Source organism: Pseudomonas agronomica, assembly GCF_025917275.1.
Lineage (GTDB): Bacteria > Pseudomonadota > Gammaproteobacteria > Pseudomonadales > Pseudomonadaceae > Aquipseudomonas > Aquipseudomonas agronomica.
Genome location: NZ_JAOSHO010000105.1, coordinates 1 through 13,550, shown reverse-complemented (window position 1 = coordinate 13,550; position 13,550 = coordinate 1). Strand labels below are relative to the sequence as shown.

Below are 13,550 nucleotides of genomic sequence, written 5' to 3'. Positions count from 1 at the left end.
ATCCGCGCCAAAAAAGGATCGAGTCGTTCGTGCGGCGCATCGTGCTCCACTACCAGCGCGGTGACTTCTTCGCAGGATGCGACCTGGTAATGCGCAACGCTGGACAGCTTTTGGTTGGTGACCGCCACCACCACCTGACCGCTCGCAGCGACCACTGCGCGCTTGAATTCGGCGTCGTCCAGGCCAAACGCCGTGACGCCGTTGTCCGGGTCGATGGCGCAGGCACCCACAAAACACACATCGAAATTGAACTGGCGCAATTGCTGGACAGCCGCCAACCCGATCGCACCACCCGCCACAGGATTCAGGCGTCCACCCAGCAGAATGACCTCGGCGCTGGGCAGCTTCATCAGTTCCACCGCGATCAACGGCGAGTTGGTGGTGAGGGTCAAGCGCAGCCCTGGATCGATGGCGCGGGCGATGGCCAGGTTGGTCGACCCGGCATCGAGGAAGACGTGCTGACCCGCGCCGAGCAGCGAAGCCGCGGCGCGGGCAAGATTGTCCTTGCGGGCCGAGTCCTGATGGATCCGGACGTCTATCGGCGCTTCGGCCGCCGGCAGGCGAATTGCACCGCCATAGACGCGCTTGCACAAACCCGCCGCAGCCAAAGCGCCCAGGTCGCGACGTATCGAGTGTTCGGAGACGTTGAATTCACTCGCCAGATCAGCCGCAATGACCCGTCCATACAGGGCAAGCCGCTCGCTGATCAATCGTTGGCGTTCGCCGGGGAATACTTCGAGAGGGGCACTCATGGGATCCACAACCTGCATAAACGAGCATAAATAGACACAACCGAGCGCAATATGCCGCGTCCCTGACGTATCGTCAAATCCCGGCATCGCCCGGGCTCGATTGCCTTTCGTCACCCGGTCCCGCCAGCCGGTGAACAGTGTTTTCCCAACGCGGGTCAACCCAGGGTCGATAGCCACATTTCGCGAACGAGCGACGCACGGTCGCCGAGGATGGAGCCATGAACAATCTGATCATCGCGGCCCTGCTGAGCGTTGCCCTGATGGGTGCCAACGGTGCCCGGGCAGCGGAAACGAAAAAGGTCGATGTGCTGCTGGTGGGCGGCGGCATCATGAGTGCCACGCTGGGCATCTGGCTCAATGAGCTTGAGCCCGGTTGGTCAATGGAAATGGTCGAGCGCCTGGATGCCGTGGCCGAGGAAAGCTCCAATGGCTGGAACAACGCCGGTACCGGCCACTCGGCGCTCGCGGAGCTGAACTACACGCCCATGGACGACCAAGGCAACGTAAACATTACCAAGGCCATCGAGATCAACGAAGCCTTCCAGATCACCCGGCAATTCCTGGCATGGCAAGTCAAGAACAACGTGCTCAAGAACCCTCGCTCGTTCATCAATTCCACCCCGCACATGAGCTTCGTGTGGGGCGACGACAACATCAAATTCCTCAGGAAACGCTACGAGGCGCTGCAAGCGAGTCCGCTGTTCCGCCCCATGCAGTATTCGGAAGACCCAGAGCAGATCAAAAAATGGGTGCCGTTGATGATGGAGGGCCGGGACCCGAACCAGAAGCTGGCGGTGACGTGGACGCCGATCGGCACGGATGTGAATTTTGGTGAGATCACCCGCCAGTACGTCAGCTACCTGCAAAACAGACCCAACTTCAGCCTGAAGCTGTCCAGCGAAGTGCGCGACATCACCCGCAATGACGATGGCACCTGGCACGTCGAGTACAAGAACCTGAAGGACGGCGAGACGACTGCCACCGATGCCAAATTCGTGTTTATCGGCGCGGGGGGCGGCGCACTGCACCTGTTGCAGAAGTCGGGTATCGCGCAAGCGAATGATTACGCTGGGTTCCCGGTCGGCGGCTCGTTCCTGGTCGCCGAGAACCCCAGCGTTGCCGAGCGGCACATGGCCAAGGCCTACGGAATCGCTTCCACCGGCGCGCCGCCCATGTCAGTGCCGCACCTGGACACCCGCGTGCTGGACGGCAAGCGCGTCATCCTGTTCGGCCCCTTCGCGACCTTCTCCACCAAGTTCCTGAAGGAAGGCTCTTATCTTGATTTGTTCACCAGCATGACGACCCACAACATCTGGCCCATGACCAAGGTCGGCATCGAGCAATACCCGCTGGTGGAATACCTGGCCGGCCAGCTCATGCTGTCGGACGATGATCGCTTCAAGGCCTTGCAGGAATATTTCCCCCAGGCCAGGCAGGAAGACTGGCGTCTTTGGCAAGCCGGCCAGCGCGTGCAGGTCATCAAGCGCGACGAGGAGAAAGGCGGCGTGCTCAAGTTGGGCACCGAAGTGGTTGCCTCGCAGGATGGCAGCATTGCCGGCCTGCTCGGCGCTTCCCCTGGCGCATCGACGGCCGCTCCGATCATGCTTGACGTGATGCAGCGGGTGTTCAAGGACAAGGTCGCCTCGCCGGCCTGGCAGGAAAAGCTTCACCAGATCGTGCCCAGCTACGGAACACGACTCAACGATGATCCTGAGCGTGTCTATGAGGAATGGAAGTACACCAGCGACGTGCTGCAACTGGCACCGCCACCGGATATTCGTGGGAACAGCGAGCCCAAGGCCCCGACCAACAGTGATCCGGTGGGCCAGAAGCACAGCGATTCCGACCCGGACCTGGCGTTGTGAAGGAGGGCTGGCCGGCACGGGCTAGAACCATTCACGGTGTTCCTCAAACGCCGCGCGGACCAGCGCCGCCAGTCGGGCGACTTCTTCCCGGTGTGCTTCGTCGCCGTGCACGGCCATCCAGACCTGCATCGTCATGTCACGGCCGAACAACTCGGGTAACGGCTGCAGGTTTTTTTCGAGCGCGCCTACGTAATGCGGCAGCAGGCCCACGCAAGCGCTCCACTGGATCATCTGGCGCATCAGTTCATAGGAGTTCACTTGGGTGACGCCAGAACGACGCGCCTCGACCGCTCTGTTCCAAGGCTGCAGGGAAGCAATATCCGCGTAGCTGTGCAGGCTCACCAACATGTAGTCCTGCAGCTCGACCAAGCTGCGCGGGCGGCTCGCTTCCCGTGAATAACGCTTGGCGATGTGCGGAATGTACTCCAGTTCGGCGAGACAACTGAGCTCGGCCACCGGAAACGACAGCCTCGGAACCACGACTTGCGAGTCGGCGAGCCAGACGATGACATCCGCCTCGACCGGTTCGCTGTCGAGGCGCAGCAGGTTCAGGCGTACGTTGGCGTGCTGGCGCAGGAAGCCGAGCAGGTCGCGATTAAGGATGTCATGCAACAAGGGCTCCGCCACGGCCACACGAACCAGCGCCGGGGCCTCGTCGGACGTGCCGGGCAATGCCAGCAACGCACGGTGGGCCAGCAACTGGCTGCGCAGATGACGACCGTCCTGGCTGAGCACCAGCGCATTGCCTCGGTGCTCGAACAAAGGACGCCCGTAATGGCTCGATAGCCGCGAGAGTTTTTTGCGCAACAACGAAGCTTTGACATTGAGGCTCCGCGCCGCCTGCATAAAACAGCTGCAACGGGCCGCCACCAGGAAGAACTCCAATGCCTGGAGATCCTTGAAGCTGTTCAAGAAATCGGCACCTACCGAGGTGGCCTGCCGCGCACACTCGTGAATGTGATCTACCTCCTCCAACGCCATACGCCCTCCTCCCTAAGGTGACCTTCGAATTGCCGGACCGCTTAACGAACAGACTCCAATGCCTGATTCAGTTGCGCGCCATCGATGCTCAGCGTTGCCTTGCTCACCAGCCCTTCCATATAGGCCCTGGCCACTTGTTCCTGGCGCTGATTGCGCAGCGCCTCGCGCAGTTGTTCGCGAACTTCATCCAGGCTGGCGGCGCGCGCTGGCTGTATATCGGTCAGTTTGAGAACGTGAAAGCCCACCTGGCTCCGCAAAGCGTCGGAAACGCTGCCGACCCGTTGTCGGCTCAAGACCTGGCGCATCTCCGGCACATATTGCTGCAACGGTTGCAAGCCGCTGTCACCGCCCCGTTGGGCCGTCGCCTGGTCCTCGGAAAACTGCCGGGCGAGCTCGGCGAAATCGGCGTTGGGGGCCTGGGCACGACGGGCCAGCTCGGTGGCCTTCTTGCGGAGCGGTTCTTCGTTGGCTCCCGGCTCAACCGCGATGAAAATCTGGCTGACGCGGTACAACGCCGGGCTTTGCAGCTTGTCCTTGGCACTCTCGTATGCCTGTTGCAGGGATTGGTCATCCGGATAGTCGGCGGGGACCTGGCTGACGGATTGCAAGTAGGTGCGCAGCAAAATCTGTTCGGTGGCCGCGCGGGTCATCTGTTGGATGTCCGGACGCTCCTGCCAACCCTGGGCGTCGGCCTGCTGCAACAGGGCTTTCTCTGCCAGGCGCGCACGGATCCAGCCCTCCAGTGCGCCACGATTGCCGCGCAGTTGCTCGCGCACCTGCGGTGTGAGCGAGCTCAACACAGCGTTGAGCTCGGCGCTGCTCAGTTGCAGTTCGCCCAGGCTGGCCACGGTCGGCGCCGCCTCGTCGTAGGTTCTGGCGAGTTTCGGTTGTGCCGCGGGCACCGAGGCTTGGGATACACCGTCAGGGTTGGAGATCACCGTCAGCACAATGCCGCCGAGCACCAGGACAGCCGCACTGATGCCAGCCAGTTTGCTAAACCTGTTCATCGTAATCAGACCTCTTCGACCGCAGCTTCCTGCGTCGCATCCACACCGTCCTTTTGCTGCTCGCGTGCGTGCTGGCTGTAGTCGCGCAGGTACACCACGAATTCTTGCAACAGCCGGTCCCAGAGTTCCAGCACGCCACGCACGTGGTCTTCGCTGACACCGGCGGCAACGATGGCGTCCATTTCCATCACCAGGAAATCACCCTGGCGACTCAGGCGGGCAAAGCGGCGGCTGGCATTCCATACCTGGACCAGGCCTTCAGGCAATTCGCCTTCGATGCGCAGCGCGCAACTGAACGTGAAATCCAGAAAACTGCCCTCGGTGACGGCCGGGTTGCCGAAACGCACGGCAAAACCAATGCCCTGGCTGGCGCTCAACAACTGCACCACGGCGCCTTGTTCGGTACGATTGACGCGGTAGCCGGCGGCTTGCAGCAGTTCGCCCAGTTGTTCGGGAGTGATGCTCAGGATCAGTGTTTGTGCGGTCATGACAGGATTTCCCTTGTGGTCATTTGATCAATGGTTATTTGCCGGCGGTGGTCTTGGTGGCATCGAACTGGGTCTGGTACAGCGCATCGCCATAGTGCTGCGCCAATTCTTCGAACTTCACCCGCGCGCCACTGGCGAAGGGTTGGCGGATCTTCAACACGTCGCTGACCTCGATGTTTTCGTAGGCAGTGAGAATCTCTTTGGCGATGCCGTACATCTCTTGGTTTTTCGCCACGCACTGCTGCACTTCACTGTCCCGACTGGTCAGGCTGGCTTGCAGCGTGGCACGCGCCGCCTCTATACCCCGCGCACGGCCCAGCAGTTCTTCGTAGGCCTGCTTGAACTTGCCGACCTGCTCGGTACTGGCGGCGATCTGCGCCTGGGCGCTACTGCGTACGGCGTCCTGTTGCGCACCGAGTTGTTCGCCCTGGCTTCGGGCCTTGGCGAGTTCGGTGGTCAGTTGCTTGATTTGCGCTTGTGCGGCGCTCAGCTCGGTTTGCGCCGCCTGGCGCGCGGCGGTGCCTTGCGCCTGTTCGCTCTGCAAGGCTTGCAGCTGTTGAGTGGTGCTGCGCAACTGGGCGCGCAAGCGTTCCTCCATGGTCTCTGCCGAAGCGCCGAGGGCTGCGCCGAGCCCCAACAGCAACACCACGGCGTGGATTGCGGGATGAAATGACTTTTTCATGCTGTCTCTCCCGGCGCTAGAAGCGCGTGTTGAGCTCAAGTTGCAGAACGTCGATATCGAACGGCGCGCCGTAGACTTCTTCGCTGCTCAACCAACGCGCGGTCGCGAAGACGTTGTCTTCGATGCCGTAGTTGCCGCCGAGGAAATAACCCTTGGCGTTGGTGCCGCCGAGGTGGAACGAGGAGTCGTTGAAGCCGTCCGGCAAGGCGTCCGGCTCGATGTATTTGTAGCCGGCGAACAGGTTCCAATCGCCGCGCTTCTTCAGGTCCAGGGAACTGCCCAGGGTGAACTGCAGCATCCAGGCGGTATCGCCGCTTTCGATGTCACCGTTTTCGTCCACGTTGTTGACCAGCGCACCGGCCGAGCGCTTGCGCATCTTGCCTTCGTCGTAGCCGAGGTTGACCAGGTAGTTGCCCTGGCTGCGCAACTTGAGATCGTCGAACAGCAAGGTGTCCCAGGCCAGATTAAGGTCAAGCACGTTGAACTCAGAGGCCAGGCCCACGAATTGTGGTTGCGGCGACGTGGTCGGTGCGGACGGGTCCGGCACCAGGTTGCGCAACTCCATCAAGGTGTTGCCCTTCTGCATGAACGCCGGACGCGTTCCGTCGCTGTCACAAGCCGGCGCGCCGTCGTAGATGGCGCAGGGATTGGAGCGTCGTCCTTCGATGTCGTCGAATTGGTAGTAGGCCAGCGCGCCCTTGATGCTGTTGTCCGGCGCAAACGCCCAGGTCGCACCGAGTTGCGCACCGTAGAGCCATTTGTTCTCGCTGTCTTCTTTGTTCAAACCATCGCTCGACGCGCTGTCGGAGCTGTATTCCACCGGGAACGCGCCCAAGGTGCCGAATACCGCCAGGTCGCGGTTCAACGGGTGATTGAACGAGCCGGCGATGCCGTCGAAATTGAGATCGTTGGAATACAACAGATCGGTAGACATGAATGGATTGGGCATGCGTCCCCCGGTGAAGCTCCACTCCTTCGTCGGGCGGTAATTGAGGTAGCCCTGATCGAGCCACAGGTCCTTTTTGTCGAAGCCGCCGCCCAGCGTCTGGGTGGTGGACACCGGACTGCTGTCCGAGCCCGTGCCCAGCCGGATGGCGGCGGTCCATTGAGGCGATAGCGCGGCCCGCAGGCCCATGCGGGCGCGCAGGCGAAGCATGTTTTCCCGGTCTTCGCGGGTGTTGAGCAACGGTGGAAATTGCGTACCGCTCCTGGGGTTTACGTCGTAAGGCCCGCTGTTGTTGAGCTCGGCAAAATCAACGATCTCATTGCTGTTGCTGCCGGAGTAGTAGCGCGACTCGTTGCGCAAGCGCACGTCGCCTTCAAACGTGATGCGCGACACCCAGTCGGGAAAGGTGTTGGGCTGGGCCCAGTTTTCCTGTTTGGCCTGGGCGATCACCTCGGCCTTCACCTGGTCGCGAATCTGCTCCCGAACGATGGCCGGCACGTATTGCACCCGCACCTCCCCCGGCGCGCCGGGTGCTGGCACCGGCGCGGCAGTCGCGGCGGTCTGCCGGGCTTGCGCGGCCTCGGCTTCGGCCTGGTCGATCAGCGCTTGCGCCTGGTCCTGCTTGAGCACGCCTTGTTGAACCAACAGGCGGATCAGATTCACCGTAGCGTTCTGCGACGGCGTCTGCGCCAAGGCACTGCCCGTCAGGCTGGCGATCACCAGGCCGACACCCAGCGCCAATCGATTGATTTTGCAGATCATGAACACAACTCCTAATGGTCTCTTGGCGACCCGGCTCAGCCCGGCCGGCGTCCTTGTAGGCGGATACGCACCGGCACCTGCAACGAGGCGGGTGGACGTTCCAGATGGGGTGAAGCGCGCAAGGTCGCCAGGACCTTGGCGTCGAGTTCGGCATCGCCACTGCTGCGTCCCAGCTCCACGCGCGTCACGCGACCGGCCTGGTCCAGCCAGACGTCAGCCTCCAGGCGAAACGCCAGGTTGCGCAGCTCGGGCGACTCGCGCAGCAAGCGCTGGAAGCTGTAGGCCAGGAACTGGCTGTAGGTGCCGTTGCCGAGGCGCCCGCCGCCGGTGCCGGCCATGCCGCCGCCCTTGCCCGCGCCAATGTTGAAAGCGTCGGAACCCGCCTGGGCGTCACTGTCCATTTGCATCGGGTCGGCCAGGTCTTCGGCGGGCGAAGGCGGTGCCTCCTCCTGCGGCTTGACTTCCTCGGGCTCCGGCGTGGGCTGCGGCTCGACGATTTTTTCTTCCACCGGTTTTTCCGGCTCCGGCGGTTTTTCCGGAGGCGGAGGCGGAGGTGGCGGCAACGGAATGATCGCCGGAATCTTTGGCGCCTCGCGGCGAATGCCGCTCATGTCATTGGCCCATGTCCACAGCAGCCAGGCCAGGCCCGCGCCCGCCAGCAGGCCAACGCTCCACAGCAGTACTCGACGCACCGTCCTGGTGACGTCGCGCTGTTGCTCCAGATGGCCGTTCTGCGGCTGTTCAGGAAAAGACGTCATGGCTCAGCCCTGGCTCGGTTTGCCGGTGACCAGGCCGACCTGGGACAGCTCCAGGCGACGCAACAGGTCCAGCACTTCAATGACTTTCTGGTACTGCACGGTGGAATCACCGCGCACGATCACCGGAAAATCCGGGCTCTGCGCCTTCTCGATGCGCAAGCGGTCTTCCAGTTCGTTGAGGGTGACCGGGTAGGCATCGAGGAATACCTGGCCGCCATCATTGATGGAAATCGCCTTGGTCTTGGGCTGCGAAAGCGAGATGGTCGAGCTGGCCTTCGGCAGGTTGATCTGGATGCCGGAGACCTGGGCGGTGGCGGTGAGGATGAACATCACCAGCACCACCATGAGCACGTCCACCAGTGGCGTGATATTGATGGTGTCGACGGCGGCATCTTCGTCATCGTCCAGGGCGCTGTTGAGGTTGGCCATGGTCGTCCCCTCACACCGTCAACGACGGACTGGCGACGTGGTTGCCCCGTCGATGCGCCGCTTCGCTGGATTGGCTTTCACCGTGGACTTCGGCCAGGCGGGTGATGAACTCATCCACGAAGACCCGCATGTCGGCGCTGACTTCCTTGTTGCGCGTGGTCAGGCGGTTGTAGCCAAACAGCGCCGGGATCGCGACGAACAGCCCCATGGCCGTCGCCAACAGGGCCGCCGCCATGCCCGGGGCGATGGCGTTGATGTTCACGTCACCGGCCATGGCGGTGCCGAGAAAGACCACCATGATCCCCAGCACCGTGCCCAACAGGCCGATGTAGGGGCCACCGGCGATGGCATTGGACAGGGTCGACAGCTTGGCGCTGAGCTGCTGGTTTTCACGCGTCCGGACGCCGTCCATGGAGCAACGGATGGCTTCGATGGTGGCGGCGGAAATCGACGACGTATCGGCGCCCTGGTCGCGGCGGGTGCGGATCTCGGCCACCGCCACCGTATACAGGCGCCACAGCGACGAGTCCGCCAGTCGCTGCGCCAGGTCGCGTTCATCGGCAAGCATTTCCAGCCGTGTCCCGACCTTGGCGAAGTGACTGCGGAACAGTTCGTTGGCACGGCTGACACGGGCGACATTGCGACTCTTGCGCACCATGATCACCCACGACTGCAGCATCATCAGCACCAGGACGGCAATGATCACCCAGGCGTCCAGCGGCACCGCGTTGAGCAGAAAACCCAGGCTGCCGAAGCCAAAGCCGGACTGTTCTTCGTCCACGCCATAGACCACCAGGCGTGACTCGGCACCCTGGGCGGTGGCGTCGGCCAGGATCAGCTCGGGCGAGCGAGCGATGCGGGACATGCGCAGTTCATCGAGGGCGCCGGTGAAGGCTTGGTAGGCAGCGGTCGGCGCGCCGGTAGCCACCGCTGCCGGTGCATCGCCACCGATCGCGATTGCACCCTGCAAGGCCGGCAGCGGCTGTGCAAGGTTGGCCGCCGCTCTGCCGTTGACGTACAAACGCAACCCACTGGCATCGGCTGTCAACGCCAGGTGTTGCCATTGCCCAAGGGCCACGGCCTGGTTCGCCACCGCGCGCTGGCCGTTCACCTCGACGAAAGGAACGCCCTGGTTCATGCCCACCAAGAGCGAGTTGCCGGCGTCACGACGGGCCAGCAGCAGTTGTTCCCCTGCCCCTTGCTCCATGCGCAACCAGGTGCTGAACGTCATCGCGCCACCCGCGTTGACGCCGAGGGACGCGCTGGCCGGCAACAACAGCGGTTGGCCGTTGAACTGCGCCGCGCGGCCGATCACGCCGTCAAGGATGCCTGCCGGTGCGTTCTGTGCGTGGTTGGCAAAGGCGCTGGCATCACGCGGTGGTGCGCCAACGGCACCATCGAAGTGATAGACCAGGCTGTAATCGGCATCGAACGCCAACTGGGGATTGCTGGTGGCCGGTGCTTTCGGGTTGCCGTAGTACATCCAGATGTCCGAGCGCTTGCCCCCCTCTACCATGGGCACGTCCACCCAGATCAAGGCCATGCCCATCAGCGGATCGAAGCTCTCAATCTGGTGGTTGAGCACGGTGTGGTCGTCGGCGGCGACAAAGCGAATGTCCGAGCCGTTTTCGTTGACACCGTCAAAGGTGAAATTGCCGGTGTGCAAACGCACCAGCAGCGCAGTGCGCCCCACCGCCTCGTTGATCGCCGCGCCCTGGGGGGTGGTGTCGATGCTGATCTGTTTGCGGTAATGCCAGTCGTCCTGCCACCAGGCGTTGGCCGTTGCCGGCAGCGCAAGGCCCAGGCAAGCGAGAAGAATGAAAATCAAGCGATGCATAACGGGTTGCTCCAAGGTCTGTTGCCTGCCGGTCAAAAAGTTGCCTGCACGTTGAAGTGCACGCGTGAGTCGTGTTTGCGGGTATTGGGGCCGTCCTTGAGCGGCAGGCCCCAGTCGAGGCTGCCGGACAACCACTCACGCAAGGTCGCGCGAGTGCCAAAGCCAACGCTTGCCAGGCTGTAATCGGCTTCCTGGTCGGGTAATGCGTCTTGCAGGGCCATCTGCGCGCCCTCGGCGAAGACATACCAACGCCAACTGTCGACGTAGCTGCCAAGGCCTTTGCCCAAGTGCTTGCTCAACGACGGCGTGCGCAGCTCCTGGGAAAACAGCACGCCGTCATCACCCGTGCGCTCTGCAGCGAGGTAACCGCGCACGCTGGTGGCGCCACCGGCGGAAAACTGCTCGTTGGAGACCAGCGGCCCGGAAGCCAGCTGGAAGCTCAACTTGCTGGCCGCTTGCCAGTCACCGGCAAACGTCTGGGTGAAAGTGCTGTCGCCCTTGAACACCGCGAAGCTGGGATTGGCTTCATAGCGCTTGGCGCGAAATTCATCGGCGTCGCTGCCATAACCGAAGAAGCTGCGAGTGCCGGCGACGATGCTCAGGCCCAGGCCGAACTGCGAGGTTTCGGTGTAGCGAAAGCCGTTGTAGGCAAGGGTGATGGGCGCGTACTTGATCGGCACTTCATCGCTCGAACCGCCGAACTGCAGGGCCTCATCGAAATCCTTGAAATCCACGCCCACCGACAGCGAGTTGGCCCAGACGCCTTGCGGGGGCACGCTGTAGATCAGTGACACGCCGTAGGAATGGCCCTTGCCCAACACGTTGCTACCGCCGATGGTTGCGACGTTGCTGTCGGATTGATAGCCGGCGAACTGCACGTTCCAGCGCTCACTCAAGGGGGCGTTATAGGAACCCGACCAGACCTGCGCGTTGTCCCGGTCCTCGGGGGCGGTGAAATAGGTCAGCGAAGCCGTATGGCCGCGTTGCCAGAGGTTGTTGTGGCCGAGCGAGACCACCGAACGCAGCTTTTCGGTGTCGGCGCTGTAGTCGTTGTTGAGCCCGATACTGGCCTGCCAGGGGTTCTTGTCTTCGACTTGCAGGTCGACATCCATCGTTCCCGGGCGCTGCCCTTCGCGCACGACCGGCACCACTTGGCGTCCGGGGTTGCGGTTGGCAACCGCCAGCTGGGTTTGCACCGCCGTGAAATCGGCCACCTTGCCTTCTGTCAGCGCCGGAACTTCTTCGCGCACATTGACGGGAGAGTAGTGCTGGGTGCCAACCACGCGCACCCGGCCGATCCGGGTTTCGCTGACTTGCAGGTACACCACGCCGCCTTCGACCTGCTGCTCCGGCAGTTCGACGAACACCGACTGGTAACCCTTGGCCTGGTAGCGTTGTTGCAACGCGTCGCGGGCACCTTCGATATCGGTGAGGCTGCGTTGCGGCCCCAGGAACGCGTACACCGCTTCTTCGATGTCGCGCGCGTCGAGCACGGTATTGCCGCGCACGACGTATTCGTTCACATCCACCAGCCGCGCAGGCGTTCCGGCGTCAGCCTCGATCGGCGTGGCAGCCTCTTCGGCGAATGCCGGCGCCTCGAAGGCCAGAGCGAGCATCAGCGCCGTGGGCAGAAAAGGCCACGGCCTGCGCTTGCTGTTGAAATCCCAATGATCCACACATCCCCCTCGATTCATTTGCGCCACCCGTGCAGCGCCTGCTGCCAAGCCGCGCGCTGCCAGGCCCGCAGCGTTGGCAGCGTGTTGTCCTGTGACGGTTTATTTGTGTTTCGAATGCCTGGAGAGCCAGGTGTGCAACAAGGCGAAGTTCAACGAGAATTCCGGCATGTGCATCAAGTCGCCGCAGAACACTTCGCTGACGATGCGCTCGAGCAATTTCGCCGCGTGAGGGCTATCCAGCAGTTCGCCGATATCCCGCACGAAGACGGCGAACGTCCAGACCCGCTGGTTCAGCTCGAGGCCGACAAACCAGCGGAACAGCAAGTTGTAATTGAGCTGCTCGTACAGCTGCTTTTCGCTGGGCAGCGAGTACAGCAGTTGGAGCAACAAGGCGAGCATCAAAGCCGGCACCGGCACCTGAATCTGATGTTCCCGTGCCCATTGCTGCAGGGGTTCGGACGAGACCTCCAGCAACTCTTCGATTTGTGGGCGCAACATGACCAGGGAATGGCCTGGCGGCACGTAGCTGGACAACTCCTTCAAGGCGCTCTGCCAGTCGTCCTGGGACACGATCCACACCCAGGGTGCGCCGTAGCGATAAACCGAAACCGGCTTCTTGCGTGCAGCCTCGACGATCTTCGACAGGCGCTGGTCCAGCTCCTGCATGCCCACTTTCGAGTAACTTTCCATAGACCCCATAGCCCCTGTCACACCTGGCATCCAGCGCGAAATAGCGCAAAAAAAGTTGTCCGGGCGTCCCTGCCAAAAGCTTCTTTTATGAACGGCAATCCAGTGCCGTTGCCCTTTCACACAACCTTGACCGAGGCCACCGGCCACTACCGAACTTTTGTCATCGAATCTTCATGAACGGCTACCGACAGCGGTCCTGCGCGCAAAAAAAGGGCGACAGTTGCCTGTCGCCCTCGGGCCTTGATGACGATGCCTACAGCGTCAGGTTGCGGCGCTCCTCGGGGGTCAATTGATTGCGTGCCTGGTCGTCCAACCGTCCAGCCCCCAATACCCGCACGCTGTTGCTCGGTTCCTGGGCCGGCGCACGGCTGGCGCCTTCCTGGGACGGCGCCAGACGTTCGTTGCCGAAGCCCAGGACCTGCACGCTGAACACCGATGGCATACGGTTGCGCGACGCGGCCTGTTGCTCGCGCGCGACGCCTTCCGCGGCATCGCTCGCCGACGCTGCGGCGGAGCTGGCGTTGGTCAGTGCGCCAGTGTTGACCACCGCGCTGACCGGCACGCCGTTGGACTTGCCTTGCACCTGGATGTTGGCGGCGTTCACTACATGCAACGCGGCAATGTTGATGTTGCCCGAGACCCGGATGCCCGCCTCTCCCGCGTCGATGGTGCCGAGC

13 protein-coding genes are annotated in these 13,550 nt (G+C 62.5%); 1 reads left to right on the top strand and 12 read right to left on the bottom strand.

Features of this window, described 5'->3' with window-relative positions; all coding sequences use genetic code 11:
* The coding region (locus tag OC610_RS10585) for a DeoR/GlpR family DNA-binding transcription regulator (protein WP_264427739.1) at nucleotides 1-752 on the bottom strand (752 nt) is incomplete at its 3' end.
* Between the two features lie 218 nt (nucleotides 753-970).
* Here OC610_RS10585 and mqo point away from each other — a divergent pair.
* Nucleotides 971-2,617 carry a malate dehydrogenase (quinone) gene (gene mqo, locus OC610_RS10580; protein ID WP_264427738.1) on the top strand — a complete coding sequence of 549 codons (1,647 nt, stop codon included), beginning with the start codon at nucleotides 971-973 and terminating at the stop codon, nucleotides 2,615-2,617.
* 21 nt (nucleotides 2,618-2,638) lie between these two features.
* Here mqo and OC610_RS10575 read toward each other — a convergent pair whose 3' ends face one another.
* The 11 genes from OC610_RS10575 to OC610_RS10525 form a co-directional block, all read right to left on the bottom strand.
* On the bottom strand, nucleotides 2,639-3,598 hold the full coding sequence (locus OC610_RS10575; protein WP_264427737.1) for a LysR family transcriptional regulator: 960 nt from the start codon (nucleotides 3,596-3,598) through the stop codon (nucleotides 2,639-2,641).
* A gap of 41 nt (nucleotides 3,599-3,639) precedes the next feature.
* Nucleotides 3,640-4,605: a peptidylprolyl isomerase gene (locus OC610_RS10570; protein WP_264427736.1), complete on the bottom strand. Its 966-nt coding sequence runs from the start codon at nucleotides 4,603-4,605 to the stop codon at nucleotides 3,640-3,642.
* A gap of 5 nt (nucleotides 4,606-4,610) precedes the next feature.
* Nucleotides 4,611-5,093, bottom strand: coding sequence for a YbjN domain-containing protein (locus OC610_RS10565; RefSeq protein ID WP_264427735.1), 483 nt, complete (start codon nucleotides 5,091-5,093; stop codon nucleotides 4,611-4,613).
* A 34-nt stretch (nucleotides 5,094-5,127) separates the two neighbouring features.
* Nucleotides 5,128-5,775 (bottom strand): DNA repair protein, encoded by a 648-nt coding sequence (locus tag OC610_RS10560; RefSeq protein ID WP_264427734.1) that lies wholly within the window; start codon nucleotides 5,773-5,775, stop codon nucleotides 5,128-5,130.
* Nucleotides 5,776-5,791: 16 nt separating this feature from the next.
* Nucleotides 5,792-7,483: a putative porin gene (locus OC610_RS10555; protein ID WP_264427733.1), complete on the bottom strand. Its 1,692-nt coding sequence runs from the start codon at nucleotides 7,481-7,483 to the stop codon at nucleotides 5,792-5,794.
* A 35-nt stretch (nucleotides 7,484-7,518) separates the two neighbouring features.
* Entirely contained in the window at nucleotides 7,519-8,241 is a 723-nt protein-coding gene (locus OC610_RS10550; protein ID WP_408636565.1) for an energy transducer TonB family protein, read from the bottom strand.
* 3 nt (nucleotides 8,242-8,244) lie between these two features.
* Nucleotides 8,245-8,670, bottom strand: coding sequence for an ExbD/TolR family protein (locus OC610_RS10545; RefSeq protein WP_181289694.1), 426 nt, complete (start codon nucleotides 8,668-8,670; stop codon nucleotides 8,245-8,247).
* Nucleotides 8,671-8,680: 10 nt separating this feature from the next.
* Entirely contained in the window at nucleotides 8,681-10,507 is a 1,827-nt protein-coding gene (locus OC610_RS10540; protein WP_264427732.1) for a DUF2341 domain-containing protein, read from the bottom strand.
* Nucleotides 10,508-10,539: 32 nt separating this feature from the next.
* Complete coding sequence (locus tag OC610_RS10535) at nucleotides 10,540-12,123, bottom strand: ShlB/FhaC/HecB family hemolysin secretion/activation protein (RefSeq protein ID WP_408636566.1); 1,584 nt, start codon at nucleotides 12,121-12,123, stop codon at nucleotides 10,540-10,542.
* A 159-nt stretch (nucleotides 12,124-12,282) separates the two neighbouring features.
* Nucleotides 12,283-12,873, bottom strand: a complete 591-nt coding sequence (locus OC610_RS10530) for a transposase (RefSeq protein ID WP_408636564.1) — start codon at nucleotides 12,871-12,873, stop codon at nucleotides 12,283-12,285.
* Between the two features lie 253 nt (nucleotides 12,874-13,126).
* The coding region (locus OC610_RS10525) for a filamentous hemagglutinin family protein (protein WP_264427730.1) at nucleotides 13,127-13,550 on the bottom strand (424 nt) is incomplete at its 5' end.